This window comes from Dialister succinatiphilus YIT 11850 (assembly GCF_000242435.1).
Taxonomy (GTDB): Bacteria; Bacillota; Negativicutes; order Veillonellales; family Dialisteraceae; genus Dialister; species Dialister succinatiphilus.
The window spans coordinates 1042304-1065001 of sequence record NZ_JH591187.1 but is presented as its reverse complement, the minus strand read 5'-3'; the positions used below and the strand labels follow the sequence as shown (position 1 = coordinate 1065001).

Annotated in this window: 23 protein-coding genes; 21 read left to right on the top strand and 2 right to left on the bottom strand. The window is 50.7% G+C overall.

Annotated features, from left to right (window positions below):
* The first annotated feature begins 440 nt into the window (after positions 1-440).
* The 9 genes from HMPREF9453_RS04635 to HMPREF9453_RS04595 all read left to right on the top strand — a co-directional run bounded on the left by HMPREF9453_RS04635 (position 441) and on the right by HMPREF9453_RS04595 (position 8945).
* Positions 441-956: a hypothetical protein gene (locus HMPREF9453_RS04635; protein ID WP_008859409.1), complete on the top strand. Its 516-nt coding sequence runs from the start codon at positions 441-443 to the stop codon at positions 954-956.
* Positions 956-2254 (top strand): glutathionylspermidine synthase family protein, encoded by a 1299-nt coding sequence (locus HMPREF9453_RS04630; RefSeq protein ID WP_008859408.1) that lies wholly within the window; start codon positions 956-958, stop codon positions 2252-2254. Before HMPREF9453_RS04635 ends, HMPREF9453_RS04630 begins: the two co-directional genes overlap by 1 nt.
* Positions 2255-2390: 136 nt before the next feature.
* The gene (locus HMPREF9453_RS04625) at positions 2391-2927 is read left to right on the top strand and encodes a biotin transporter BioY (protein ID WP_008859407.1); all 537 of its coding nucleotides are present in this window, start codon (positions 2391-2393) and stop codon (positions 2925-2927) included.
* Between the two features lie 73 nt (positions 2928-3000).
* Positions 3001-3495: a hotdog family protein gene (locus HMPREF9453_RS11040; RefSeq protein WP_008859406.1), complete on the top strand. Its 495-nt coding sequence runs from the start codon at positions 3001-3003 to the stop codon at positions 3493-3495.
* Entirely contained in the window at positions 3492-4700 is a 1209-nt protein-coding gene (locus tag HMPREF9453_RS04615) for a thiolase family protein (RefSeq protein WP_008859405.1), read from the top strand. The genes HMPREF9453_RS11040 and HMPREF9453_RS04615 overlap by 4 nt, the downstream gene beginning before the upstream one ends.
* On the top strand, positions 4697-6043 hold the full coding sequence (locus tag HMPREF9453_RS04610) for an AMP-binding protein (RefSeq protein ID WP_008859404.1): 1347 nt from the start codon (positions 4697-4699) through the stop codon (positions 6041-6043). Before HMPREF9453_RS04615 ends, HMPREF9453_RS04610 begins: the two co-directional genes overlap by 4 nt.
* A gap of 125 nt (positions 6044-6168) precedes the next feature.
* Positions 6169-6699: a transcription repressor NadR gene (locus HMPREF9453_RS04605; protein ID WP_008859403.1), complete on the top strand. Its 531-nt coding sequence runs from the start codon at positions 6169-6171 to the stop codon at positions 6697-6699.
* The gene (locus HMPREF9453_RS04600; protein WP_008859402.1) at positions 6696-7670 is read left to right on the top strand and encodes an RluA family pseudouridine synthase; all 975 of its coding nucleotides are present in this window, start codon (positions 6696-6698) and stop codon (positions 7668-7670) included. Before HMPREF9453_RS04605 ends, HMPREF9453_RS04600 begins: the two co-directional genes overlap by 4 nt.
* Positions 7671-8750: 1080 nt before the next feature.
* Positions 8751-8945: a hypothetical protein gene (locus HMPREF9453_RS04595; RefSeq protein WP_148363692.1), complete on the top strand. Its 195-nt coding sequence runs from the start codon at positions 8751-8753 to the stop codon at positions 8943-8945.
* 76 nt (positions 8946-9021) lie between these two features.
* Here HMPREF9453_RS04595 and HMPREF9453_RS04590 read toward each other — a convergent pair whose 3' ends face one another.
* On the bottom strand, positions 9022-9966 hold the full coding sequence (locus tag HMPREF9453_RS04590) for an NAD(P)-dependent oxidoreductase (protein WP_008859401.1): 945 nt from the start codon (positions 9964-9966) through the stop codon (positions 9022-9024).
* Between the two features lie 85 nt (positions 9967-10051).
* On the opposite strand from HMPREF9453_RS04590, the gene HMPREF9453_RS04585 reads away from it, so the two are divergent.
* From HMPREF9453_RS04585 to HMPREF9453_RS04565, 4 genes are all read left to right on the top strand, one after another.
* Entirely contained in the window at positions 10052-10936 is an 885-nt protein-coding gene (locus tag HMPREF9453_RS04585) for a DMT family transporter (protein ID WP_008859400.1), read from the top strand.
* Positions 10937-10956: 20 nt separating this feature from the next.
* Positions 10957-11775: an HAD family hydrolase gene (locus HMPREF9453_RS04580; protein WP_008859399.1), complete on the top strand. Its 819-nt coding sequence runs from the start codon at positions 10957-10959 to the stop codon at positions 11773-11775.
* A 1460-nt stretch (positions 11776-13235) separates the two neighbouring features.
* The gene (locus tag HMPREF9453_RS04570; protein ID WP_008859397.1) at positions 13236-14048 is read left to right on the top strand and encodes a transporter substrate-binding domain-containing protein; all 813 of its coding nucleotides are present in this window, start codon (positions 13236-13238) and stop codon (positions 14046-14048) included.
* 5 nt (positions 14049-14053) lie between these two features.
* A complete protein-coding gene (locus tag HMPREF9453_RS04565) occupies positions 14054-14704 on the top strand; it encodes an amino acid ABC transporter permease (RefSeq protein WP_008859396.1) in 651 nt (216 codons plus the stop codon).
* Positions 14705-14836: 132 nt separating this feature from the next.
* On the opposite strand, the gene HMPREF9453_RS04560 is transcribed toward HMPREF9453_RS04565, so the two are convergent.
* The gene (locus tag HMPREF9453_RS04560; protein ID WP_008859395.1) at positions 14837-15265 is read right to left on the bottom strand and encodes a universal stress protein; all 429 of its coding nucleotides are present in this window, start codon (positions 15263-15265) and stop codon (positions 14837-14839) included.
* A 226-nt stretch (positions 15266-15491) separates the two neighbouring features.
* Here HMPREF9453_RS04560 and HMPREF9453_RS04555 point away from each other — a divergent pair, with 226 nt between their 5' ends.
* The 8 genes from HMPREF9453_RS04555 (at position 15492) to hpt (ending at position 22374) form a co-directional block, all read left to right on the top strand.
* A complete protein-coding gene (locus tag HMPREF9453_RS04555) occupies positions 15492-16523 on the top strand; it encodes a hypothetical protein (RefSeq protein WP_008859394.1) in 1032 nt (343 codons plus the stop codon).
* A gap of 27 nt (positions 16524-16550) precedes the next feature.
* The gene (locus HMPREF9453_RS04550) at positions 16551-17300 is read left to right on the top strand and encodes a hypothetical protein (protein WP_008859393.1); all 750 of its coding nucleotides are present in this window, start codon (positions 16551-16553) and stop codon (positions 17298-17300) included.
* A gap of 151 nt (positions 17301-17451) precedes the next feature.
* Positions 17452-17988, top strand: a complete 537-nt coding sequence (locus tag HMPREF9453_RS04545) for a nitroreductase family protein (RefSeq protein WP_008859392.1) — start codon at positions 17452-17454, stop codon at positions 17986-17988.
* A gap of 12 nt (positions 17989-18000) precedes the next feature.
* Positions 18001-18516 (top strand): nitroreductase family protein, encoded by a 516-nt coding sequence (locus HMPREF9453_RS04540; protein WP_008859391.1) that lies wholly within the window; start codon positions 18001-18003, stop codon positions 18514-18516.
* A gap of 305 nt (positions 18517-18821) precedes the next feature.
* Positions 18822-19385: a S1 RNA-binding domain-containing protein gene (locus HMPREF9453_RS04535; RefSeq protein WP_040379929.1), complete on the top strand. Its 564-nt coding sequence runs from the start codon at positions 18822-18824 to the stop codon at positions 19383-19385.
* A gap of 75 nt (positions 19386-19460) precedes the next feature.
* Entirely contained in the window at positions 19461-20375 is a 915-nt protein-coding gene (locus HMPREF9453_RS04530; RefSeq protein ID WP_040379614.1) for a Ppx/GppA phosphatase family protein, read from the top strand.
* Positions 20372-21817, top strand: a complete 1446-nt coding sequence (gene tilS / locus HMPREF9453_RS11035; RefSeq protein ID WP_008859388.1) for a tRNA lysidine(34) synthetase TilS — start codon at positions 20372-20374, stop codon at positions 21815-21817. Before HMPREF9453_RS04530 ends, tilS begins: the two co-directional genes overlap by 4 nt.
* Complete coding sequence (gene hpt / locus HMPREF9453_RS04520) at positions 21814-22374, top strand: hypoxanthine phosphoribosyltransferase (protein ID WP_008859387.1); 561 nt, start codon at positions 21814-21816, stop codon at positions 22372-22374. The genes tilS and hpt overlap by 4 nt, the downstream gene beginning before the upstream one ends.
* Positions 22375-22698 lie beyond the last annotated feature (324 nt).

Sequence of the window (22698 nt, the reverse complement as noted above, 5' to 3'; positions counted from 1 at the left end):
GTCATTTCGACGGTCAGTCAGCCGACAATAGGAAAGCCTCTTATTGGGCAGGCTAGAGGCCAACTTCGGCTGACTTGGGGGTCCTATGCAGGACCTCCACAGAGTGGAGAAATCTCATTCCACGATAGTATAAACCTCATTGCGGCGTGAGATTTCGGGGCTCAGAGCCTCAATAGAACCAAAGGCATTATTATCCATAACTACATGCAGCATCGCTCGAAATGACGTAGAGGCAGGAAGCAGACTGTCATTGGGCCAATTACCGTGAAAATTTATGTATACAAAAGGGGCTGTGAAAAATGTAAATCATTTTTTCACAGCCCCTTTTGTATTGGATGGCAAGAGTGGAAATAAAAAACAGGAAACCGGAGAGCCCTTTATATGGTATGATACTTAAAGAACAAATCATATTTCATCAAATAGAAATAAAGGAGACACACATGTATAGAAGTGCAAAGACAGCAGCCATTCTGGCTGCTTTTATGGCGGCCGGCGGCGCGGCGGTGATGATGGCGGGCTGCGGGCAGGAGCAGAAGGCCCAGGGGGATGAGCTGAAGGATGAGAACGGCCGGACCTACCACCTGGTGAAGAATGAGGACGGTACGGAAACGGCCCGGTATGATAATGGGGAGGAAGTGACCTTCCGCCGTGATGAAAATGACAATCTGCAGTACGTGTCCGGTGCTTCCAGTCTGCTGCCCCTTCTCATGATGAGCTATTTCATGTTTCATGGACTGCCGGGATATTCCGGACACTATGACAGGAATACAGGCAGCGTGCTGAATGACCGGCCTGCCTACACGGAGCAGAAGCAGCAGAATACCGGCGGTGCCTCTGCTGGAAATAAAAATGCCTCCTATGAATCCGGCAAATCTTCCGGAAATTCCACAGTGAAGGCCCCATCCGGCGGGAAGACCGGATTTGGCGGTGCCGGTGTGAGGGGAGGTGCGTCCTGATGGAAAAGACTTTTATGGACGATCTGGACAGGAATATATTTCCCTATGTGGAATATCCCGGTTATCCCTTCCGCTATCCCACCCATCTGCCCCTCATTGTGACGAGAAAGCAGATAGAAGAAGTACGGCAGGTCAGCGGGGCGCTGTATGGCATTTTTGCCAAAGCGGTACGGCGGGCCATGGAGTGCAGCGATTCTTTCATGGATGACATGGAAATTCCAGAAAAACTCCGGAAATATCTCCATGGCGGCAATGCCATGAAAGACCTGCCCACCTGGATATCCCGGTTTGACTACGTGATTGATGAAAAGACCGGAGCCATCCACATGGTTGAAATCAATGCAGATACGCCCTGCGCGGAAATCGAAGCCTACTATGCCAATGGCGTGGCAGCCCGGTATTTCGGAAAAGAAAATCCCAATGCCTTTGAAATGAACGGCCTTCGCAGTTTCCTTCTGGATGTCTATCTAAGGTGCTGTGGACATATGAGCAGCCGGCAGCTGGAGGAACATCCCATTCTTTTCTCCTGCTTCCATGACTATATCGAAGATATGGGGACCACCCGGTTTCTCATGAACGCCATGAAGGAAGCAGTGCCCGATGACGTGCGGAGATATATCCTCTTTGAATCCTTCTACAATCTGGCGGTTATGGAAGACGGCAGCCTGGCCCTGCCCGACGGAAGGACCGTATCCTTCCTCTACCGCATGCATCCCATGGAAATCCTGATTGAGGAAAAGGCGGATCAGGACGGTTCATCCCTGGGAGAACTGATGATGGAAGGCTATGGGGCCGGCCGCTTCCATATGATGAATCCGCCGGAGTCCATTATCATGCAGTCCAAAGGCTTCCAGGCCCTGCTCTATGCCCTCATGGAAGACCATGCCTTTTTCTCGGAAAAAGAACGGGAAATCATCAGGACCTATATTCCGCCCTGCTTTTTTCAGCGGGATTTCCGGCCAGACGAAAAAAGTCCCTCCCAGTGGATCAGGAAACCCATCTGGGGCAGAGAAGGACGGGGTATTGATATTATTAACGAAAAAGGGGAGACCCTGTATCGGAAAGAAGTGGAAGATCCGGAGGACGTGGTATGCCGCGACAGCGAATCATCCCTGGTGCAGCAGTACATACCGCAGCAGAAAATCGTGACCAAAACGGACGTGGGCATACTGGAAGGATATGTCACGCTGTCCTGCTTCATGCTGGGAGACAGGCCATCGGCCATTTATGCCCGGTTCAGCGAAGAAAAAATTGCAGGAAATGAAGCATACTGGATACCGGTGCTCTATGAAGGGTAAGGAGAAGGACAGCCGGTTTCTCCGAAAACTTTCTGATCCAGGTTGGTCAATCGTTATCATTTGTAAACTACTATATGATGACAGTTGACAAATTTTCTCCATGATTTTATAATGAATCCATCAACAGGAGGTCATTATGAATCAGAATCGTTCTATCCGTATGCAGGTTTTATGTGCATTATTTGCTGCAGTCACTGCGGTGTGTTCCCAGATTACCATTCCTATCCAGCCGGTGCCCATTACCCTTGGTACCTTTGCGGTACTCATGGCCGGCGGATTCCTTGGAAAGAGGTATGGTCTTCTGGCTATTGTGATTTATCTGCTTCTTGGTATGGCAGGGGTGCCCGTATTTTCCATGATGCGCGCCGGTTTTTCTGTGATTGCAGGCCCTTCCGGCGGATTTATCATCGGCTTTGCGCCCATGGCATTTGTGGTGGGCCTGGTTTCCGAAAAGCTGGGCTATTCCTTTAAAAACATGATGGCTGCCACCATTGCAGGTACGGCGGTGTGCTATATCATGGGTCTTGCCTGGTTCATGTTCCTCACGGGCACGGGCATCTGGGCATCCATGGTGATGTGCATGTTCCCCTTCCTTCCCGGTGATTTTGCCAAAATACTGCTTGCTTCTTTCCTGGTCAGCAAGTACAGAAGAAGACTGGTAGGAGAACTTTAATCCCTGCTTCTTTAGTTTTAGAAATTTCATGGCGGAGGGCATTGCCTTCCGCCATTTTTATAAAGGAGAATTCATGGAAGAACTGATGAAGGCGCTCTGCATTGCCTGGAAAGAGGAGTGGCAGGGCATGGTGATGGGAGTACTCCGCTACAGTAGAGGAGAAGGGGATACCCATGGGCTCTGTAAAGTCAGCTGCAGCGGAAGGCGGATTGTCAGGGTCAGGGTGACGAAGGGCACAGCAGACATGTCCATCCTGCTCTTTCCTCCTTCCGAAAAAGCGGGGAAGGAAAGGAACGGCCAGGGATCCCTGTGGTGCCGGTTTTCTGCAGAAGAGGTGCGTTCCTTCAGCCTTTCCCTGGGGGACCACAATGAAATCCATCAGACCCTGCGCCCTGTGGTGAGCGGATTCCAGATCGCCCTTGCCCTGGCAGAAAAGAAAAATTTTAAAACCTTCCATATCCGCTTCCACCATCCCTTGTATGCTGGTGAAGCGGTGTATTTGAAAAAAGAAGGAAAAACCATTTATGGATTTTCCCGGGTATTATGTTTTGAGGCGGTGATTGAATGAACCGGGTATTTCTTGCAGGCGGTCTTCGGAGCCATATCGGCATCCGGAACGGCATTTTCAAACATATCAGACCGGAAGTGCTGGGCGGCAGGGTGGCCAGTACCCTCTGCCAGAGGTACGGCATTCAGGGGCCCGATGCCCTCATCTGCGGCAACGCTGTGGGGCCTGGCGGAAATATAGGGCGCCTTCTTCTTCTGGAAGGCGGTCTTCCTGAAAGGGCGGCGGCTTTTACGATTGACCTGCAGTGCGCTTCCGGTCTGGCGGCCATCCACATGGCGGCCCTTTCCATTATGGCAGGGGAGTGGGATGTGGTGCTGGCAGGCGGTGCAGAAAGTGCATCCCTTCAGCCCCAGAGGCGATACGCAGACAATGATGAAAGAAGCAGCCTTAGAAATCCTGTGTTCACGGCGGCCCAGTTCCGGCCCGGCGAATTTGGTGATGACGCCATGCTTCTTGGAGCGGAAAGGGCGGCAAAAGCAGCCGGTATTACTAGAGAGGAAGCAGACGAGGCAGCCCTTCTGAGCCAGGAAAGAGCGAAAAAGGCGGCCGAAGAAGGATGGCTGAAGGATGTGATTCTCCCCCTTTTTGGCAGCAGCCGGGACGAGGCTCTTCGGAAAAGAATGTCTGAAAAACTGCTGGCAAGAGCTCCCAGGGTCACTGATTTTCCCGAAGGCATCCTTACCGCTGCCAATACCTGTACCATCAATGATGGGGCTGCCTTTGTGATGCTGGCATCGGAAAGATGGCTCCGGGAAAGGGACCTGGTGCCGTCGGCTGAAATCAAAGGCTTTTCCATGATCGGCGCAGATCCTGCAGTGCCGCCGCTGTCAGCAGACCTGGCAGTTTCCTTACTCCTTAGAGACAAAGGCCTTTTTTACAGTGATCTGGATGCTTTTGAGTATAATGAAGCCTTTGCAGTGATCAGTGCCGACTTTCGGAAAAAGCACAGAGACGTGGCAGACCGGCTGAACCGCTGGGGCGGCGCCCTGGCCTACGGGCATCCCTATGGAGCCAGCGGCGCGGAAATCATGATACACCTTATGAAAATTCTGGAAAGGGAAGATGGAAATCTGGGAGTGGCCGCCATTCCAGCCGCCGGTGGTGTGGGAGAAGCGGTCCTCATTCATCACGTGGATGAAAGGGAATGGACAGAAGAAAGGGAAAGACACACCGCCTTTTCCATCCCTCTGGAGGTGAAGCTATGAAATGCTATGAATACCTTCTCCGGTGGGGGAAAGAAAAAAAGGATGATACCTTTTATGAGGATGATGGCTTTTCCATGACCTGGGGTGAAGCCCTCCGGTTTGTAGAAGAAGAAAAAGAAGCCCTTTCAGCCCTGGGCGTGAAAGGGAAGCTCACAGCGCTCTACCTGCACCAGCCTTTGAAACAGCTTCTCTATTTTCTGGCCCTTTCCTATGCCGGCAGTGTACCAGTCCTTTACCATGAATATCTGGAGAAAAAAGAGCTGTCGGTGATGCTGGAAAAACAGCCGGTAGGCCTTTTCCTTTCCGACAGACCGCTGCCTTCCCTTTCTTTGAAACAGGAGAAACATCTTTTCCTTCGGACCTGGGACAGAACTGCACCCCGGTCCGGCGTCTTCGGGGTGCTCACTTCCGGCAGCACAGGCCTTCCGAAAATCCTTTACCGCAGGGATGAGAGCTGGACAGATTTCTTTCCCCTGCAGGACCGGATTTTCAAAGTAGATGGCAGGTCCCGTCTCTTTTTTCATGGATCTCTGGCTTTTACTGGAAATCTGAATATGGTCATGGATTTTCTCTCCGAAGGTGCCTCTCTGCATGGCAGCAGCCGCCTGACACCGAAAACATGGATGGAACGGATTCAAAAGGAGAAAATCACCCATATCTACATGATTCCCTCCAAGCTTTCCCTGCTGTCCAAAACAAAGGGACAGGCGGAACCGGTGACCCACATCCTCACCGGTTCCCAGCTTATGACTGCTTCCCTTTACCGGCGGCTCACAGAACGGTTTCCGGCGGCCAGCGTGATTTTATACTACGGCGCCTCTGAGCTGAGCTATATCTCCTTCACTGAGGGAAAAGAAATCCTTCATTCCCCGGACAAAGTGGGAAAACCCTTCCCCCATGTGAAAGTTTCCATCGAAAATGGAGAAATTACTGTAGACACCCCCTATGGCATCGAAGGGATTTACATGCCCTATACCTGCCACGACCTGGGTCGGCTGGATGAAAAGGGAGAGCTCCATTTTCTGGGGAGAAGGGAAGACATGTACCATGTACAGGGAAATCACGTATCAAGACAGAAAGTACTCTCCACCCTCCTCATGGTGGATGGCGTGGAAGACGCGGAAGTCACCGCGCTGAAACAGAAAAACGGCGACGATACCCTGATTGCCTTCCTCACGGGACAGGTGATGGAAAGAAAACAGCTGGTAAAGCGCCTCTCCTGCCATCTGAAACCCTGGGAAATTCCCTCCCGCTTCATGGTGCTGCCCGCCATACCTCGTACATCTACAGGGAAAGCGGACAGAAAGAAACTGGAAGAACTGGCAGGGAAGCCGGAAGGCTGAGGGCTGGAATCGGGGCAGCCGCTGCGGGCTGTCCAGAGGCCGGTCCAGTTTAAAAATATGTCCGCTATGAACCAAGGCCGCGGGGCAGTCCTTTTGTGATACAATACCCATAAGAGGTGGTATAGATGAATGGGGAAGAACGGCGGGAAAAGATAGCACATATTCTGAAGGAAAAGCAGGGGAAAGTGCGGGGAAGCGAGCTGGCCCGTCAGATGCATGTCAGCCGGCAGATCATTGTAGGAGACATGGCCCTTCTGAAGGCTCGGGGACTGCCTGTGGTATCCACACCCCGGGGATACTACCTGACCGAACAGGGAGGAAAGGGATACCGTAAAACCCTGGTCTGCTGCCATGACCGCCGTCATACGGCAGAAGAACTGGAAATGATTATTTCTGCCGGCGGCATGGTGCACAACGTGTCCGTAGAGCACGAAGTGTACGGTACCCTTACCGCCGGTTTGGAAATCAGGAACAGGGGAGACATTCAGGCTTTCATTGAAAGAATGAAAACAAAGAATGCGCCCCTTCTTTCGTCCATGAGCGGAGGCATCCACAGCCATCTGGTGGAAACGAAAGAGAAAGAAGATATGGACAGGGTGGAAGAGTCCCTTCGAAAAGCGGGATTCCTTTATGAAGACAGGCAGGTGAATCTATGAAATCCTGGATCGTATCACAGGCAGAAGCAGGTACTACTGCATGGAAATATGTAACCCATATTCTTCCGAATGCTGCTGCAGGTCTGCTTCGGAAAAGCATGAGAAAAAAGAACATCACTCTGAACGGGAAAAAGATGGAAGGAAAAGAAAAACTAGTTTCCGGCGACCGAATAGACATCTGGTTTTCCGATGATACTATTTCAAAATTTCAGGACGAAATGAAACCGAAAGGGAAGGACCTTTCCTTTTTCTTCTCCTCCATTCTCTATGAAGATGAGAACGTATTGGCGCTGAATAAACCGGCCGGTCTTCTTTCCCAGGGGGACGGCAGCGGCAGCCCTTCCCTGAACGACGGTCTTCTTGCCTATTTAAAAGATGAAATCACCCCGGCCTTCCGTCCCTCCATCTGTAATCGGCTGGACCGAAATACCAGCGGCATTGTGCTGGCCGGAAAGACCATGGCTGCCCTGCAGCAGCTGAGTGAGCTCATCCGCACCAGGGCAGTAAGCAAAACTTACATCGCCATGGTTTGGGGCGAAACAGAAAAACAGGGTACCTTCAAAGGCTGGATGGTTAAAGATGAAAGAAAAAATCAGGTTCGCTGTCTGGACCATGAAGAAGAAGGCGCCAGGCCCGTGGAAACAAGATATAAGCAAATCGCCGTGAAAAGAATGGGGCAGGACCTCTGCACCCTGGTGGAAGTCCATCTCATTACCGGACGCTCCCACCAGATCCGCGTCCACTTCGCTCACGCCGGTCATCCCATTTTGGGAGACAGGAAGTACGGTACAAAGGAAAGCATAGCCTTCTCGGATAGAAATCATATCAGGCGGCAGCTGCTCCATGCAGGAAAAGTCCGGTTTCCAAAACATTTGAATCCTCCTCTGGAAGTGCTCTCCGGAAAACTGTTCACTGCCAGGCTGCCGGCGGATATGGAAAAATTTAATTTCGAAGATAAGCGGCAGTCATGAAATGGATAAACTGCAGGTTGTCAATGAAAAAGGCTGTGAAGAAATGATTCCCATTTTTTCACAGCCCTTTTTAGCATAAAAGGGTACATTTCCAAAGGGCAAAGCCCGGCTTTCCTGTTTTCCCTTGTGAAGACAATGCAGGGGATTTCCAAGTCGGGCGAAGCTGGTCCTTAGCCTGCAGCATACAAGTACCTTCCTTTTAGTTGACTGACCGATAGCCCGTCAACCCTCACGCCGAAGGTGTGTCCAAGGGTATATCCACAAATCCTGACTGATACACTTACCCAGGCTCCCTGACTATATGACCAGAGAGGCGAAAAGGCCTGGCGAAAGTCTTTCCAATTCCCGCGGTGCACAATCCATGGAAGTGGGGAGGAAAGACTGTGAGCCTTCATGAATTTTTCCTCTCCGGCGCGCCGAAAACTCCATAAAAACTCCTGAGGCATGACCTGCTAGACATCCTGGTGGCAATATAGCGCATCTTTTCTTCCTTGACGACACAGACATTCCGCTTAGGCGGCTATCCCTGGCCGATTCATCGAAGCAGATGCCTTGACGCCCTACCGTGCATAAGTATGGGACCAATCAGGAGTTTTTACAATGAAAAAAAGCAGTCCATGAGGGGCTGCTTTTTTCATACTGTCAAAAGGCAGCACAAAAACATGGATGGTATCCGATTTACAACCTCATCTCAATAGATTTTCTATTCCGCCTCACCGTCATTTCGACCGTAGCGGAGCGGAGTGGAGAAATCTCATTTCACCATGGTACAAGCCTCATTACGGTGAGAGATTTCCGGGTTCAGAGCCTTAATAGAACAAAAAGTATGATCATTCATAACCACATGCAGCATCACTCGAAATGACGTAGAGGACGCAGGCTGTTATTTAATTAATTTCCGTGAAAATGAATGTATACCAAAAGGGCAGTGAAAAAATGATTTTCATTTCTTCACTGCCCTTACGTATCAGCGATGAGGATAGGCTCGAGAAAATAGAATTTAAAAAATTTCCATCCAGGGGGGCAAAGAAGTGAGACTTCTGCGATATTCATATCAGAGGAATGAAAAGACCTCATGAGATGATGGATTCCATTTCTCAAATGGCTTTTTCCACATCCGCGGTGGAGAAGAGGACAGGGGCGAGGGGAAAAAATCAGGGGATTTTCCTTTTTACCCTCACTTCTCCTAAACCCGGCCGGCAACAGACAGAAGCAAAGGCAAAGCAAAAACAGAAAAGCAATAAGGAAGAGCAATCGCAGGATTTTCCTCATTAGTGTGCGTATACTGGGTAGGATACGCAAGTCGGGAAAAGCTGGTCCATACTCCCCTGATAGGCTTTTCTGTTTTATGTCAGCATATGATATTTTTCTGTTTTCCTTCTACAAAGCTCTTGAGGTTGTCTGCCACAATGGCGGCTCTTCTTTCCATGGCTTCTTCCGTGTCAAATCCTACATGGGGCGTAAGGACGGTGTGAGGGGCGGAAAGGAGGGGATAGTCTTCGGGAAGGGGCGGCTCCATATCGAATACATCGATGCCGGCGCCGGCGATTTCACCTTTTTTCAGCGCTTCTGCCAGGGCTTCATTGTCGATGATGCCGCCTCTGGCGGTGTTAATCAGAATAGCATCTTTTTTCATGAGGGACAGTTTGTCTTTGTCAATGAAGTGCTTTGTATCTATGGTAAGGGGCAGGTGGATGGATACGATGTCGCTTGTTTGAAGGAGGGTGTTAAGGTTGGTGTAGGTGATATCGTCATGGCTGTGGGAACGGTTATAGCCGATGACTTTGGCGCCGAAGGCTTTGGCCAGATTTGCGGTGCGGTATCCGATGGCGCCGGTGCCGATGATGCCTACTGTGCGGTCTTTGATTTCAATGCCCCGAAGGCCGGCGCCTGTTTTTCCATGGGTGGCAGCGTCTTTGCCTTCCGCCAGTTTCCGGTAGAGGGAAAGCATCATACCTATGGCCAGTTCTGCCACGGATTCGGTGGAGTAGCCGGCGCAGTTGGAGACGGCGATGCCTTTCTCACGGCAGGTATCGATATCTACATGGTCCACGCCGGTGAAAGCGACGCAGAGGTATTTGAGGGAAGAGGCTTTGTCCAGGGCTTCTTTTTTCAGTGGGTAGTTGGCAATGACCACCAGGTCTGCTTTGGAAATGCGATTTCCCAGATCCTCCTGGTTTTCTGGGAGGCTGTCCCAGAGGGTGAGATGGTATCCCCTGCCGGTGAGAGGGGCAAGGAGGGTGTCCAGTGTTTCTTTGGATACGCCCAGGGGCTGGGCGATTACGATTTCTTTCATCATGTTCTCCTTTCTTGGGGTATGGAACCTTTGAATCTGATATAATAAGGAAAGCTTTCTCTATTATACCCTAAGGAGCATGTATATGAAATATCGTCTGCTTTTGCTGGCGGCGGCCCTCATCTGGGGCTTCGCCTTTGTGGCCCAGGTAGTGGGCATGGATACGGTGGGCCCTTTTACATTTAACGGGGTTCGTTTTGTCATCGGCTCTCTGGCTCTTCTGCCTTTTCTCTATTTTCACAGGGAGGGGAAAAGTCCTCTGCCCACGTCCATCCCTCTCTGGGCTGCGTTCCTTATGGTGGGGATTCCCCTTTTTCTGGGAGCTACCCTGCAGCAGGTGGGGCTGCAGTATACGACTGCTTCCAAGGCCAGCTTTCTCACGGCCAATTATCTTCTCATGGTTCCCATCACAGGCCTCTTTCTGGGACAGCCCCTTCTTCGCAATCATCTGATTGGCGCCATCCTGGCCATGGCAGGGGTTTATTTCATTTCCATAACCAGCGACTTTTCCATCAGTTTGGGCGATGGGCTCATGCTGCTCTGCGCTCTGTCCTTTACGGTGCAGATCCATATGCTGAATTATCTGACTCAGCGTTTTTCTCCGGTGCTTCTGTCGGCAGGGCAGTTCATGGTGACGGGGGTGCTGAACCTCATGCTGGCCTTTCTTTTTGAAACGCCGGACCTGGCAGGTCTTAAAGGGGCGGCGTGGCCCATTCTCTATACAGGGATTCTTTCCACCAGTGTGGCCTATACCCTGCAGGCAGTGGGGCAGAAGTACATGCCGCCTACCGAGGCGTCCATGATTCTCAGTATGGAAATGGTATTCGGAGGGCTGTCAGGCCTTTTTTTCCTGGATGAATCCTTTACCCTCAGGCAGACCATCGGTGTCATTGCCATGACCTTGGGCGTCTTTCTTTCCCAGATTCCCAGTCCCGTCCTGCTCTCCGGCCTTCGGCGGAGAAATCAGTGATTTTCTGAAAGGAGTTTCCTATGGCTGTTCGTTTGATTGCCATCGATTTGGATGGCACACTGCTTCATGATGATATGACGATTTCTAATTATTCCAGACAGGTCATCAAGAAGGCCCAAAGCCAGGGCTATGAAATCGTAGTGGCCACTGGCCGCATGTGGGACTCGGCCAAAGCAAAGGCGGATACGCTCCAGCTGGGCAATGTGCCCCTTATCTGCTACACCGGAGCCTGGATTATGATGAGTGAAACCGGAGAGCCTGTGCGGCAGGAAGGACTTTCACCGGACCTGGCTTCCGCCATCCTTCTGGAATCAAAAAAAAGAGGGTGGAATGCCACCTCCTTCATGGATGATGTGATTTACATGGATAGACCCAATGGCACAGAGAAAAAGTACCAGAAATACCGCTCCAAAAAACCGGTGTACCTGGGTGAGAATTTCTACCATCCCGAAAAACTGGTGACTCGCATCGTCTTTGCCGATCCATCTTTGGAAAAAAGGATGGCTATCCGGCAGGTAGTGGAAGACAAGTTCAGCGGTCTGGTGGATGTAGTTTTCCCTGGCGATGATTTCGTGGATGTCCATAAAAAAGGAGTCAATAAAGGAGCAGCCGTGCGCTTCCTCTGTGACCAGAAAGGTATCTCTCCCGATGAAGTCATGGCATTTGGAAATACGGAAAACGATGTGCCCCTCCTTCGGATGGCCGGCCTTTCCTATGCCGTCAGCAATGCTGATGAAGTAGCTAAAAAAGCGGCCCGGGCCCTTTGTCCCTCCAATGAAGAAGACGGTGTAGCCAAAACCATAGAAGACATGCTTTGTGGGGGCAAGCCGGTGGTATGAGAGCTGAGGGGCTCAGAATGAATGATCATTATAAGATGGTATTAAAATATTTTGATTAAAAGTTGATTATAAGATCGTTTTGATGCTGTCCAAGATTTTGAGTGCCGGGAGATAAGAGATTGTGATAATTGCTCCCTTTTCGTATCATTGTGCTTGCTGCCCATTCCTTGGGCAGGGGGAAGTAGGCGCAGAGGCGGGAAATCATTTCCTTAAAACCACTACAAAGAAACCCGGTGTCTCCAAGCTTCCCATCATGCCCAATGAGTTCGGTGTCTGCATGGTCTACGGCCGCTGCTGTACGAGGTACGACGGCGCGCGCCATACAGGAGTCTCCCGTCATTTCTGCCCTGTAGGGATTTTCTGGAGTCCTGAGTTTCTTTGTGTTTGCTTTTTACTACCATCCCGGATTGGAGAGAAGGAACATGGGATCCCGACTGTTGCAATGGAATGCCTTTTTCTGTATTGCCTAGGATTAGCAGGAAAAGGTTTGATTTCCGAAGCATGGTCTCATGATTTGTTACCTTCTACTATATGAATAGAAAAATTGGCTTTTATGTGAACATGATGGAAAAAGATTTTTTTATGATGTATCGGCAGGAGATAGACAGACGCTCAAGATAGATTCGAGGAAAGAAATTTGAGGTTTGAGGAGGTAGAGACAATTCGGTGGGAGACATCAGACGGTCAGACTTCAGACTATCAGTGTGGCTTGTAACGTAGATTCTACTTACGGTGGTGAAATTGTGCGTGGGAGATTTCTCGGTTTCCCTCGAAATGGCGGAAAGGGGAGAGACTTATCAGACGTCAGGTGGGGAGTGTTCAGCGGTTCGCTATGGGCTGTCAGATTCCTGCTTGCGGCTGGCTGCTTATGGCCCCCTTCCGGCCCGCTACCCACCTCCTGAATGGGGATGGGCAGGCAAAAAGAGGTGCTCTGCTTTTTTCTCAGGTTTGAAGGCTGCCCGCTGGCTTTTGGGGAGTGGGGACTTGGGAATGGATTTAAGATTATAGAAAAGTAGTAGGAATAGAAAGGGAAATGTCCGTACAGACAAAGAAGACTACGATTTGCAAAAAGAAATAAAAGCATAGCTGGAATCGCGAGGGCGCCTTTGGATAGAAGGCGTCCTTTTGGTATGGCGTAATGTTGAGAAAAGAAAATTAAGGTTTGCAGGAGTAGAGGCATTTCGACGGGTGATAATCAGACGGCAGGAAGAGTTCGGCTGTGCGCTATCCGCTTACGGCTATCGGTTTTTGGATGCCCTTCTGCCCATTGGCGCTTGCTTTCTGCAGGCAGGGGCGGGCAAGTCATAGGCTTTGCTATCCGTAGACTGCTCATCTAACAAACATTATTTTAGTGAACAACTTGTATTATATCTTTTCAGGGAGTATAATGAACATGAAAAATAATAGCCACTGGCTTTGGTGCTTTGGTGGCGGCTTTAGTTCAGGAAGGAAAGAGGAAAATGAAACTTTGGATAGCAGCGGCGGCGGCTCTTTTGGCGGCAGGGTGCCTGCTGGCAGGGGGCTGCGGGAAGGAGGCGCCTGAAGCGGGGACTTCTTCCGAGGGGCATGTGCATATTGTGACTCATGCGAACTGGAATCCTTTCGAGTATTTGAAGGATGGGAAGATCACGGGTTTTGATATCGATCTCATCGAAGAGGCATCGAAGCGGGCCGGGCTTACGCCGGATATCACCGATGCGGGATGGGAGGCTATTTTTGAGCAGATCCGCACGGGGCAGGCAGATGCCGCTGTTTCGGGGATTACCATTACTGATGACCGGAAGAAGACTTATCTATTTTCCAAACCTTATTTTGTGTCCCGGCAGGCGATTCTGGTGCGGGAGGATACTGATATTTCCTGTGCGAAGGATCTGATGGACGGGAAGACAGTGGCTGTGCAGAATGGTTCCACCGGCCAGGAGGCGCTGGAGAAACTGATGGGGAAAAATAATCCGGCCATCCGCAAAACGCCTATGTCCATTCAGATGCTCATCGGCGGTCAGGTGGATGCGCTGGTGGGGGATGAAACGTCGGTGAAGGCTATCAAGGCCCAGTATCCGGATCAGCATTTGAAAATCCTCTATGATGACGCTGCTTTTACGCCGGAGTATTTCGGTATTCTTTATCCGAAAGATAAGGGACAGGCGCTGCAGCAGAAGCTGGACAAGGCTCTTTCGGATATGGTCAGTGACGGCACGTACAGCCGTATCTATGAAAAGTGGTTCCACAGCAGTCCCGATGAGAAGATGCTGGCTTCTTTGAAGCAGGAGTGATAGAGATGTTTGATTTCAAAGTGTCCATTGTGGAGGAGTATACGCCTTTCTTTATTTCCGGTGCTCTGCTGACGGTGAAGCTGTCGGTGATTGCCATTGCGGCGGGATTCTTCATCGGCCTTTTCCTGGCGCTGGCCCGGATTTCATCTAAGAAATATTTGTCTATTCCGGCGGTGTGCTTTATCGAGAGCATCCGGGGAACGCCGCTTCTTCTGCAGATACTGATTACGTATTTCGGCGTGATTCCGCTGATTATGAGGAAACCGGACGGTGTGCTGGCAGCGGTGATTGCGCTTTCCATCAATGCGGGCGCGTATATTGCGGAAACCATCCGCGGCGGCATTCTGGCCACAGACCCGGGGCAGATGGAGGCGGCCAGCGCTCTGGGGCTTTCTCATTTCCAGGCCATGCGGTATGTCATCCTGCCTCAGGCAATCCGCTCGGTGATTCCGGCGCTGGGAAATTCTTTCGTCAGTCTCATCAAGGATTCGTCGCTGGCGTCGGTAATAGCCACGCCGGAGCTCATGTACTGGGCCAATGCGGCCAATGCGCAGTACTACCGGGTATGGGAGACTTTTATTACTACGGCGGTGATTTATCTTTTCCTGACTCTGGTGACGGGAAGGATTTTGGGAGTCCTGGAAAAGAATCATTAAAAAAACAGTGAAATCGAGGGGATATCGGTTTCACTGTTTTTGCTTTTTCGGAAAGAGCTGATACAGGGAAGGACCATGCGGGCGTCCAGGCGTAGGCCGCTCCATCAGCTGCCCTGCTTTAAAAAGGTCGGTTTACTTAATAATCAGCACCGGTACTTTCACATGATGGATCACGTACTGGCTGACGCTGCCCATGATGAAGGAGGAAAGGGAGCCTTTGCCGCTGTTTCCCATAATAATGAGGTCTATATTTTCTTCGTCAACCAGGGAGGTGATGACGCTGCCGGGGACGCCGGTGCGGATGATGGGGGTGAAGGGAAGGCCCTGGGGAATCTGTTTTTTGATTCTTTCCATGACTGCTTCTGCTTTTTCCCGGACCGAGGCGAAGCCGTTTCTATCAAGGTTGACCTGCATTAAGGGGTAGGCGGCTTCGCCTATGTCTGCCACTACGATAACGAAAAGCTGGGCCCCGTAGGTTTTTGCCATTTCTACGCCGTAGCGGAGGGCGTTGTCTGCGGTGCCGGAGCCGTCTACGGGAACAAGGATTTTCTTGAACTGCATGGAAAAGACCTCCTTTTGAAAACGGATTTCCTTATCTGGAATTTCCTTTTATGGTATATAATAATTATATCATCACATCATCCGGGAAAGCACAGATTCCTGTATAGAATCTGTTTTTGGAAGATTTTTTTGCCGGTCATGGGTTCTGCAGGGACTGCTGTCTTACTGCCCGTGATGGGGGCTTATGAAATCGTGGTTTTCCCTGCAGGAGGAAGGAAATAGGATTATGAAAAAAGCAGCAGTGATTTCTGCCATGGTTCTGGCGGCGGCACTGTCCTTTCAGGGGACCTGGGCCAGAGAACCTGTGGCAGGAGAGGCAGCGCCGGTTTCGGAGGCAGCCTATACCTATGATAATAAAGTCAGCGGGCTCACCATGGTGATTCCGGGGAACCGGGTGGAAAATGAGAAGTCTTCGCCGGCAGTGTATCAGGCGTTTCTTCCGGATGAAGGAATCTCACTTTCCATTTTGTCCAGGGCCTATGGCCAGCCTTACAGTGAGGGAAAGATGAAGGAGCAGGCGAGGGAAGCGCAAAAGTTCCTTCAGGAAAATATTAAAAAATCCGGAGAAAAGCCGGTGTCCATGAAGTCTGTGGAAACGAAAGCCGGCAGGGCGCTCCGGGCGGAAACGAAGGGACAGGGAGAAGATGGCAACTTTTCAGTAATCCGGTATCTGTTCCTCCGCCAGGAAGGGACCGCCATGATTTCCTTCACCATGAAGGAAGAGGATGTGAAGCGGAATCGGCCGCTGGTGGAAAACATGGTAAACAGTCTGTCTTTTTATACGCCTATGCAGAAGGTGAGCGTGAAGGGCACGGCCTATACCTATGATATTCCGTCGTCCATGCAGGTGGACTATGACCCGCCGGTGGCGCCGGGCCATGTGCTGGTGGCGGGAAACCACCTCCTTATGACGGGAGTGGCAGCGCTGCCGATTTCGGAAAACCGGGAGTTCAGTTTCCTTCCGTCAAGCCTCGCTTCTTTGAGTGATAAGGAAAAGGCGGACATTGAATCCCATTTCCGGGCGAAGCTGGCCAGCGAAAGTTCCGGGAAATATGTGAAGAATGTGACGTTCCTCTTTGATTCTTTTCACGGGCTCCCCGGATTGAAGCTGGACTTTGATGACCAGGGAGATCATAATACAAGCTATATTTTTGTGAAAGATGGGAAATATATTTCCTTTGACTATATTTATAATGTAAAAGAAAAGACCTATGCCGATCAGGTGATTGCCCAGTCGGCGGCGTCCATTTCTTTGTAATTCATACCGGCTTTGGAGGTGGTATCCTTGTTTTTTAATCTGTTTGGCGGAGGAAAAGATCAGTATATAGAAGAGTATGCCAGCCGTATGGCGGAGGCGGCAGTCAATGATGAGCTGGACGCAGATCGGCTGGAAAGTTTCATCGCCTATGCGAAGGAAAAGGACCTGGGCAACAAACAGCTGGCCCGGGCCCAGGCGCTGGCCTGTGACAAGGCTTTTGAGAAGCTTTACCATGACGGCTACATGAATGATGACGAATACGGCATGTTTTCCGATCTGCTGAAGCTCTGCTACATGATGAAGGAAGAGGCAAAGTACAAGTACACCACCATTGCCAAAAGGTGCAATGCCCTCTATAAAATCCAGGAGGAGGGGCTTATGCCCACGGTGAGCAGGGAATATGCCAATGTGAAGTACCGGGAAGGGGAGGAACTGCATTTTACTGCTGCCGGCCGGCTCATGAAGCCGAAGAAGCCTGTCATCGGTCCTGTCCTGATTTCCCGGGGCCATTCTTTCAAGGTGGGCCAGTGGGAAAATAAGGAGGATAAGAGTCTCTTTGAGGAAGGAGACAAGGGAGCTTTCTGGCTGACTTCAGAGCGAATAGGCTTTAGAAGCCGGAAGGAGAGGATGGAGACTGAGCTTTCTGATGTGGACCGTGTGGAAACGGGCCAGGGCCCTCTCTGTGTGTATGAGAAGGGAAAGGACAGTCCCTGGTGCGTGGCCATCGATGATTATGAAATGGCAGGAGCTCTGCTTTCGAATCTTTTGAATCGATAAGTTCCCTGCTGCGATGGAAGGCAGCAGTGCCATGGCGGATGGGAAACTGAATGCGAAAGTTTCCCTGCCGCGATGGGAGGCAGTGGTGCTATGTCGGATGGGAAACTTTTCAACATTATGATTCTGCCAAAACAAGGAAAGGAGACTAACCATGGAATTCGATCATGTGCTTTCAGTGAGGTGCTCGGTGCGCCGGTACACGGAAGAGCCGGTGTCTGAGGAGGATATCCAGAAGATTGTGAAGGCAGGGGAAGAGGTGCCGGTGGGGCATTTTGATTTCAAAAATTATGCTATTGCCGCCATTACGGACAAGAAGGTGCTAAGGCTTCTGGCTGAGGAGAATCAGGCGCTGTCGGGGAGAGGGGATCCTATTTACGGGGCGCCGCTTCTGCTGCTGATCATGAACACCCCGGAGGCACGGGAAGATTCTATCAAGCTCAATGCCGGGATTATGGCGGAAAACATGCATCTGAAAGCGGTGGACCTGGGGCTTGGGTCCATCTGTATTTACAGCTTTATCCGCACGCTGAACCGGGAAGAGGGATACGGAAAATATTTCCAGGCCCTGCACCTGCCGGAGGGGCTGAAGCCGGCCATGGCGGTGGCTGTGGGGCATACGCCCATGGTTCAGCGGGAGCGGCGGTTTGTGGCAAGGATTCCCACCTTCCGTATTGACGGGAAAGAATGAAGGAGTCTTATTATGGAGTTTGATACAGTTTTATCGCTTAGAAAGTCGGCTCGTTCCTATACCGGCGAGGCCGTTTCCGAAAAGGAAATCCATGCGCTGATTCATGCAGCCGAGGAATCTTCCGTAGGCCATCATAATGATAAGGGCTATGCCCTGGTAGTGGTAAGGGATCCGGAGGTACTGAAGCGGATCAGCACCGAAGGGGGAGAAAGGGTGGGAAAGCCCCACATGATTTACGAAGCGCCCCTTCTCATCCTCATCTGCCGCACGAAGGATGTGATGGAAACGCTGGAGGGCTTTGATGCCGGCATTATCGCAGAGCATATCCATCTGAAGGCCAGTGACCTGGGGCTGTCGTCCATCATTCTTTTCGGCTTCATCCGTCTTCTGGGAAAGGATGCAGATTATCTCAAAATGCTTCATCTGCCTGAAGGGGTGTCTCCTATTCTGGCAGTGGCTGTGGGCCATTCGCCGTTGGATGGGAAGAAGAGGAAAGAGGATCGTCATTTTACGGTGATTGAAAGGTAAAAGGAAGCCTCTTTCTGCTTTCGATTTCTGTGAGATACCGAAAGCACTGATTTCATGCGTATCTGCTTTGATTTCTGTTTTTATGCGATGCAGGGAAGGAAAAGGAAAACAGCAGGCTGTTTAAGAATTTCCATGACCTGCAGCATACCATTTCTGATGAAAGCAGATACGGAATGAATCAGTGCTTTTTATATGAGCAGAGGGGGCTTTTTCCTTTATAATTCCTATTGCTATTCCCCGGGAAATCTCGTATAATCAAATTAATATTTCCATTTAGGTTTTTAGGGAGGATGTATTTTTTTCTCATGGCTTTAGAAGTCGGCAATATCGTAGAAGGTACCATAACCGGTATCGCAAAGTTTGGCGCATTTGTAGAACTGCCGGATAAAAAGGTGGGTCTGATTCACATTTCTGAAGTGGCTAATGAATATGTAAGTGATGTGAATGATTATCTCAAGGTCAAAGACAAGGTGAAGGTCAAGGTCATTACCATTGATGAAAGAGGCAAAATCGCTTTATCCATCAAACAGGCCCAGCCAGCTTCTGAAAAAGGGGAAAAGAAGCAGGATCGTTTCCACCATGACCATCAGGGACACCGTGATTTCCATGAAAAAAATGAGTTCCGCAGCCGCGAAGGCCATCGCTCCTTTGAACGTCGTCAGGAAGAGGGAGAGGAATCCTTCCATTCTGAAAGGACCCAGTACAGCCGTCCGTTTTCCGGCGGTTTCCGTACGGCCCGCAGGGAAGCACCGGCTTCTTTTGAGGATAAGCTCAGCCGTTTCCTGAAAGACAGCGATGAAAGGCTTCTCGATCTCAAGAGAAATGTGGAATCCAAGAGAGGCGGAAGGGGCGCAAGGCGTTCTGACTGAGAGAAATAAGGGAGCATTCCATGCTCCCTTATTATTTTAAGCAGTTGGCTCATTGTTTAACCTTATTTGGGGGATATGATGCGTGCGATTATTGATATCGGGACAAATTCAGTCCGTCTTTTGATTGCAGAAAAGGATGAAAAGGGAGAGTGGAAGATCCTGAAGAAGGACCTTCGCAGTACCAGGCTCGGGGAAGGCATGACGGACAAGGCTTTCATCGGGAAGGGACCCCGGGAAAGGACGCTGAAGGCTATCGAAGAATTTACGGCGGCCGCCCGCCTGGCAGGGGCTTCTGAAATCTTTGCCTACGGCACTTCTATCATGAGGGATGCGGCTAACGGCGGTGAATTTTCCGATGAGGTGACTGCGGTTGCCGGCATTCCGGTACGGATCCTTTCGGGAAAGGAAGAGGCCTATTACAGCTATATCGGCGCAGCCGGTACGTCCAGCGTGGTGACGTCGGTAGTGGATATCGGCGGCGGTTCTACGGAAATCTGCATGGGTTTCGGCACGGATATCGGCATGCGTCACAGCTTCAAGCTGGGCTGTGTACGCTGTTCCAAGCAGTTCGATACCACCACGCCCCGGGGACTGGCGGAGCTGAAGAAGCACTGCTTCGACCTTTTCCGCCACACAGAACTGATGGACAGTGTGAAGAATGTGAAACGGTGGATCGGCGTGGGAGGCACGGTGACGTCCATGGCGTCCATGCTCCAGGAGCTGGAGGTCTATGATTCCTCCAAAGTGCAGGATTTCATCATCCATCAGGAAGATGTAAATGCCATGCTGAAGAAGCTTTCTTCCATGTCCTATGATGACAAATGCCATTTGACAGGACTCATGCCGGAAAGAGCGGACATCATCGTGGCCGGTGTGGCCATTCTTGACAGTCTCATGGAATACTTTGCCCTGCCGGAAATCATGGTGAGCGACAGGGACCTTTCTGAGGGACTTCTGGATGCGGACGTGTTAAGGCCCAATAACGAATGAAGAAAGAGGACTTTCTTAAAAGGGTGCTTGCCTTTGCCCATGAAAATCATTTGTGGGAAAAGGGAGATGGAATCCTCGCTGCCGTTTCCGGCGGCCCTGATTCGCTGGGACTCCTTCTTTTTCTGAAGGATATAGAGGAAAGAGAGGGAATCCGTCTGGGCTGCTGCTGCGTGAACCATCATCTGCGGAAAGCGGCGGAAGAGGAAACGGCCTATGTGGCATCGGTGTGCCGCCGTTTCCATATTCCTTTCTATAGAAAAGATGTAGATGTGCCGGAGGCAAGAAAGGAAGAGAAAGGCTCAGTGGAAACCGTGGCCCGCATTCTTCGGTATGAAGCGCTGGAGGAGGCGGCAAAGGCCGGCGGGTACCGGAAAATCGCCCTGGCCCATCATGAAGATGACCAGGCGGAAACCATTCTTTTCCATTTCCTCCGGGGCAGCGGCCTGAAGGGACTGACCGGCATACAGCCGAAGCGGGATGGATTTGTCCGCCCCTTCCTCTGCGTTACAAGAGAGGATATCGGCCGTTTCCTTTCTGATTATCCAGTGAATCCCTGTCATGATGAAACCAATGATATTCCCGATGCCACTCGGAATAAGATCCGTCTCACCCTCCTGCCCCGTCTCAGGGAGTACAATCCGTCCCTGGTCACAGGCCTTACCCATATGGCTTCCCTTTTGAGGGACGAAGAGGATTTCATGGAGGGAGAAGAGGCGAAGGAAGCAGCCTTCTTCCGGCAGCGGGGCCGTCTTCTGGCCTATCCCTTCCATCGCTTGCAGGCGCTCCATCCTGCGATGCAGCGCCGCCTCATCCGGCGGGCGGTGATGAGAGTCTCCCATCATACGCCGGATGCAGAAGGGGTGGAGCGGATGCGTAAGCTGGCTCTGGAAGGAAGGGAAGGCAGGAAAACCTCTTCCTCCGGTGCCATGATGGAAAGGGCAGGGCAGTTTCTCTGTTTTTTCCCCGGCAGCTCCCGGAAAGATACTATGCCTGCAGAAGACCTGCTCCATCTTTTTTATGAATTTTGTAGAGAAAAAGAAAAGCCCCTTCACGGGGAAACTGGTATAATAACAAATAACCATGAAGTTCTTCTGACCGCTCCTCCCTGGGTACTGACTGGGAAAGTCCTTTCCCATCCGGTGGTTACAGGGAGAAACCAGTATCTTCTTGATGCCGGCAGTGTAGGACCGCTGGTCCTTCGAAAGGCGGAAAAGGATGACTCCATGGAGCCTCTGGGCATGAAGGGAAGGAAGAGGGTATTTCAAATCCTTCAGGAAAAAGGAATCCCTTCGGTGCTTCGCAGAGAATGGCCGGTAGTGGCCGATGAACATCATATTTACTGGACCTGCTTTCTTCGGGGAAGCAGACAGGGCCGGGTGACGGAAGGTACGAAGTCTTTTCTCCTTCTGACACTCACCTTAAGGGATAAGGAGAATGAATGAACAACATGAAAAACCTGGGAAAAGATATTAAGACCGTACTCATTACGAAAGAACAGATTGAAAAACGAGTGGAAGAACTGGGCCGTCAGATTACGAAAGACTATGAAGGAAAAGATGTGGTGCTGGTTGGCATTCTGAAAGGTGCCATGCCTTTCCTCTGTGACCTGATGCGGTCCATTGACCTTCCTGTCACACTGGACACCATGTGCGTATCCAGCTACGGCAACAGCACCGTTTCTTCCGGCCATGTGAATATTAAAAAGGATCTGGACCGGGATATCCGAGGCAAGAATGTCATCGTGGTGGAAGATATCATCGATACAGGCATTACCATGAGCGCCCTGGTACCCCTTCTCAAACAGAGGGGCGCTGCTTCTGTGGAACTGGCCATCTGTCTTAACAAGAAGGAAAGACGGGAAAAAGAAGTGGACGTAAAATACGTGGGCTTTGATATTCCTGATGAATTCATCGTAGGCTATGGCTGCGACTATGCGGAAAAATACAGAAATCTGCCGGACGTATGCGTCCTGGACAGCCGGGTGTATACCAAAGCGTAAATATTTGGACGCTCCTTTCCGGAGCATCCGGGCTCGGACAGTTCGAAGAGGGCTTTCCCTTTGGGCGTGAAGGGCTTACTTTGCCGCTAATCACTATTTTTCAACCTTTTACATTCCTGCAGGCAGGAAGCTGTTCCTGCGTGATGCAGGGTGACTGAAGCGGGCATAGGATTTCAAACAATCCTGTTGCTTAAATTTCTAAAAAATGGTAAAATTAATTACTGATTGAAAAGTCTCAATTTAGTCAGCGGGGTGGATGGTGGAAAGCACCGATTGAATCGCGCTTCCCCAACCGGTCAAATGGGCTTTTATTGCACAGATCAT

Excerpts from the sequence above, each read along its gene's own strand:
- HMPREF9453_RS04635 (WP_008859409.1), top strand. The coding sequence starts at position 441 with ATGTATAGAAGTGCAAAGACAGCAGCCATTCTGGCTGCTTTTATGGCG.
- HMPREF9453_RS04630 (WP_008859408.1), top strand. The coding sequence starts at position 956 with ATGGAAAAGACTTTTATGGACGATCTGGACAGGAATATATTTCCCTAT.
- HMPREF9453_RS04625 (WP_008859407.1), top strand. The coding sequence starts at position 2,391 with ATGAATCAGAATCGTTCTATCCGTATGCAGGTTTTATGTGCATTATTT.
- HMPREF9453_RS11040 (WP_008859406.1), top strand. The coding sequence starts at position 3,001 with ATGGAAGAACTGATGAAGGCGCTCTGCATTGCCTGGAAAGAGGAGTGG.
- HMPREF9453_RS04615 (WP_008859405.1), top strand. The coding sequence starts at position 3,492 with ATGAACCGGGTATTTCTTGCAGGCGGTCTTCGGAGCCATATCGGCATC.
- HMPREF9453_RS04610 (WP_008859404.1), top strand. The coding sequence starts at position 4,697 with ATGAAATGCTATGAATACCTTCTCCGGTGGGGGAAAGAAAAAAAGGAT.
- HMPREF9453_RS04605 (WP_008859403.1), top strand. The coding sequence starts at position 6,169 with ATGAATGGGGAAGAACGGCGGGAAAAGATAGCACATATTCTGAAGGAA.
- HMPREF9453_RS04600 (WP_008859402.1), top strand. The coding sequence starts at position 6,696 with ATGAAATCCTGGATCGTATCACAGGCAGAAGCAGGTACTACTGCATGG.
- HMPREF9453_RS04595 (WP_148363692.1), top strand. The coding sequence starts at position 8,751 with ATGATGGATTCCATTTCTCAAATGGCTTTTTCCACATCCGCGGTGGAG.
- HMPREF9453_RS04590 (WP_008859401.1), bottom strand. The coding sequence starts at position 9,966 with ATGAAAGAAATCGTAATCGCCCAGCCCCTGGGCGTATCCAAAGAAACA.
- HMPREF9453_RS04585 (WP_008859400.1), top strand. The coding sequence starts at position 10,052 with ATGAAATATCGTCTGCTTTTGCTGGCGGCGGCCCTCATCTGGGGCTTC.
- HMPREF9453_RS04580 (WP_008859399.1), top strand. The coding sequence starts at position 10,957 with ATGGCTGTTCGTTTGATTGCCATCGATTTGGATGGCACACTGCTTCAT.
- HMPREF9453_RS04570 (WP_008859397.1), top strand. The coding sequence starts at position 13,236 with ATGAAACTTTGGATAGCAGCGGCGGCGGCTCTTTTGGCGGCAGGGTGC.
- HMPREF9453_RS04565 (WP_008859396.1), top strand. The coding sequence starts at position 14,054 with ATGTTTGATTTCAAAGTGTCCATTGTGGAGGAGTATACGCCTTTCTTT.
- HMPREF9453_RS04560 (WP_008859395.1), bottom strand. The coding sequence starts at position 15,265 with ATGCAGTTCAAGAAAATCCTTGTTCCCGTAGACGGCTCCGGCACCGCA.
- HMPREF9453_RS04555 (WP_008859394.1), top strand. The coding sequence starts at position 15,492 with ATGAAAAAAGCAGCAGTGATTTCTGCCATGGTTCTGGCGGCGGCACTG.
- HMPREF9453_RS04545 (WP_008859392.1), top strand. The coding sequence starts at position 17,452 with ATGGAATTCGATCATGTGCTTTCAGTGAGGTGCTCGGTGCGCCGGTAC.
- HMPREF9453_RS04540 (WP_008859391.1), top strand. The coding sequence starts at position 18,001 with ATGGAGTTTGATACAGTTTTATCGCTTAGAAAGTCGGCTCGTTCCTAT.
- HMPREF9453_RS04535 (WP_040379929.1), top strand. The coding sequence starts at position 18,822 with ATGGCTTTAGAAGTCGGCAATATCGTAGAAGGTACCATAACCGGTATC.
- HMPREF9453_RS04530 (WP_040379614.1), top strand. The coding sequence starts at position 19,461 with ATGATGCGTGCGATTATTGATATCGGGACAAATTCAGTCCGTCTTTTG.
- tilS (WP_008859388.1), top strand. The coding sequence starts at position 20,372 with ATGAAGAAAGAGGACTTTCTTAAAAGGGTGCTTGCCTTTGCCCATGAA.
- hpt (WP_008859387.1), top strand. The coding sequence starts at position 21,814 with ATGAACAACATGAAAAACCTGGGAAAAGATATTAAGACCGTACTCATT.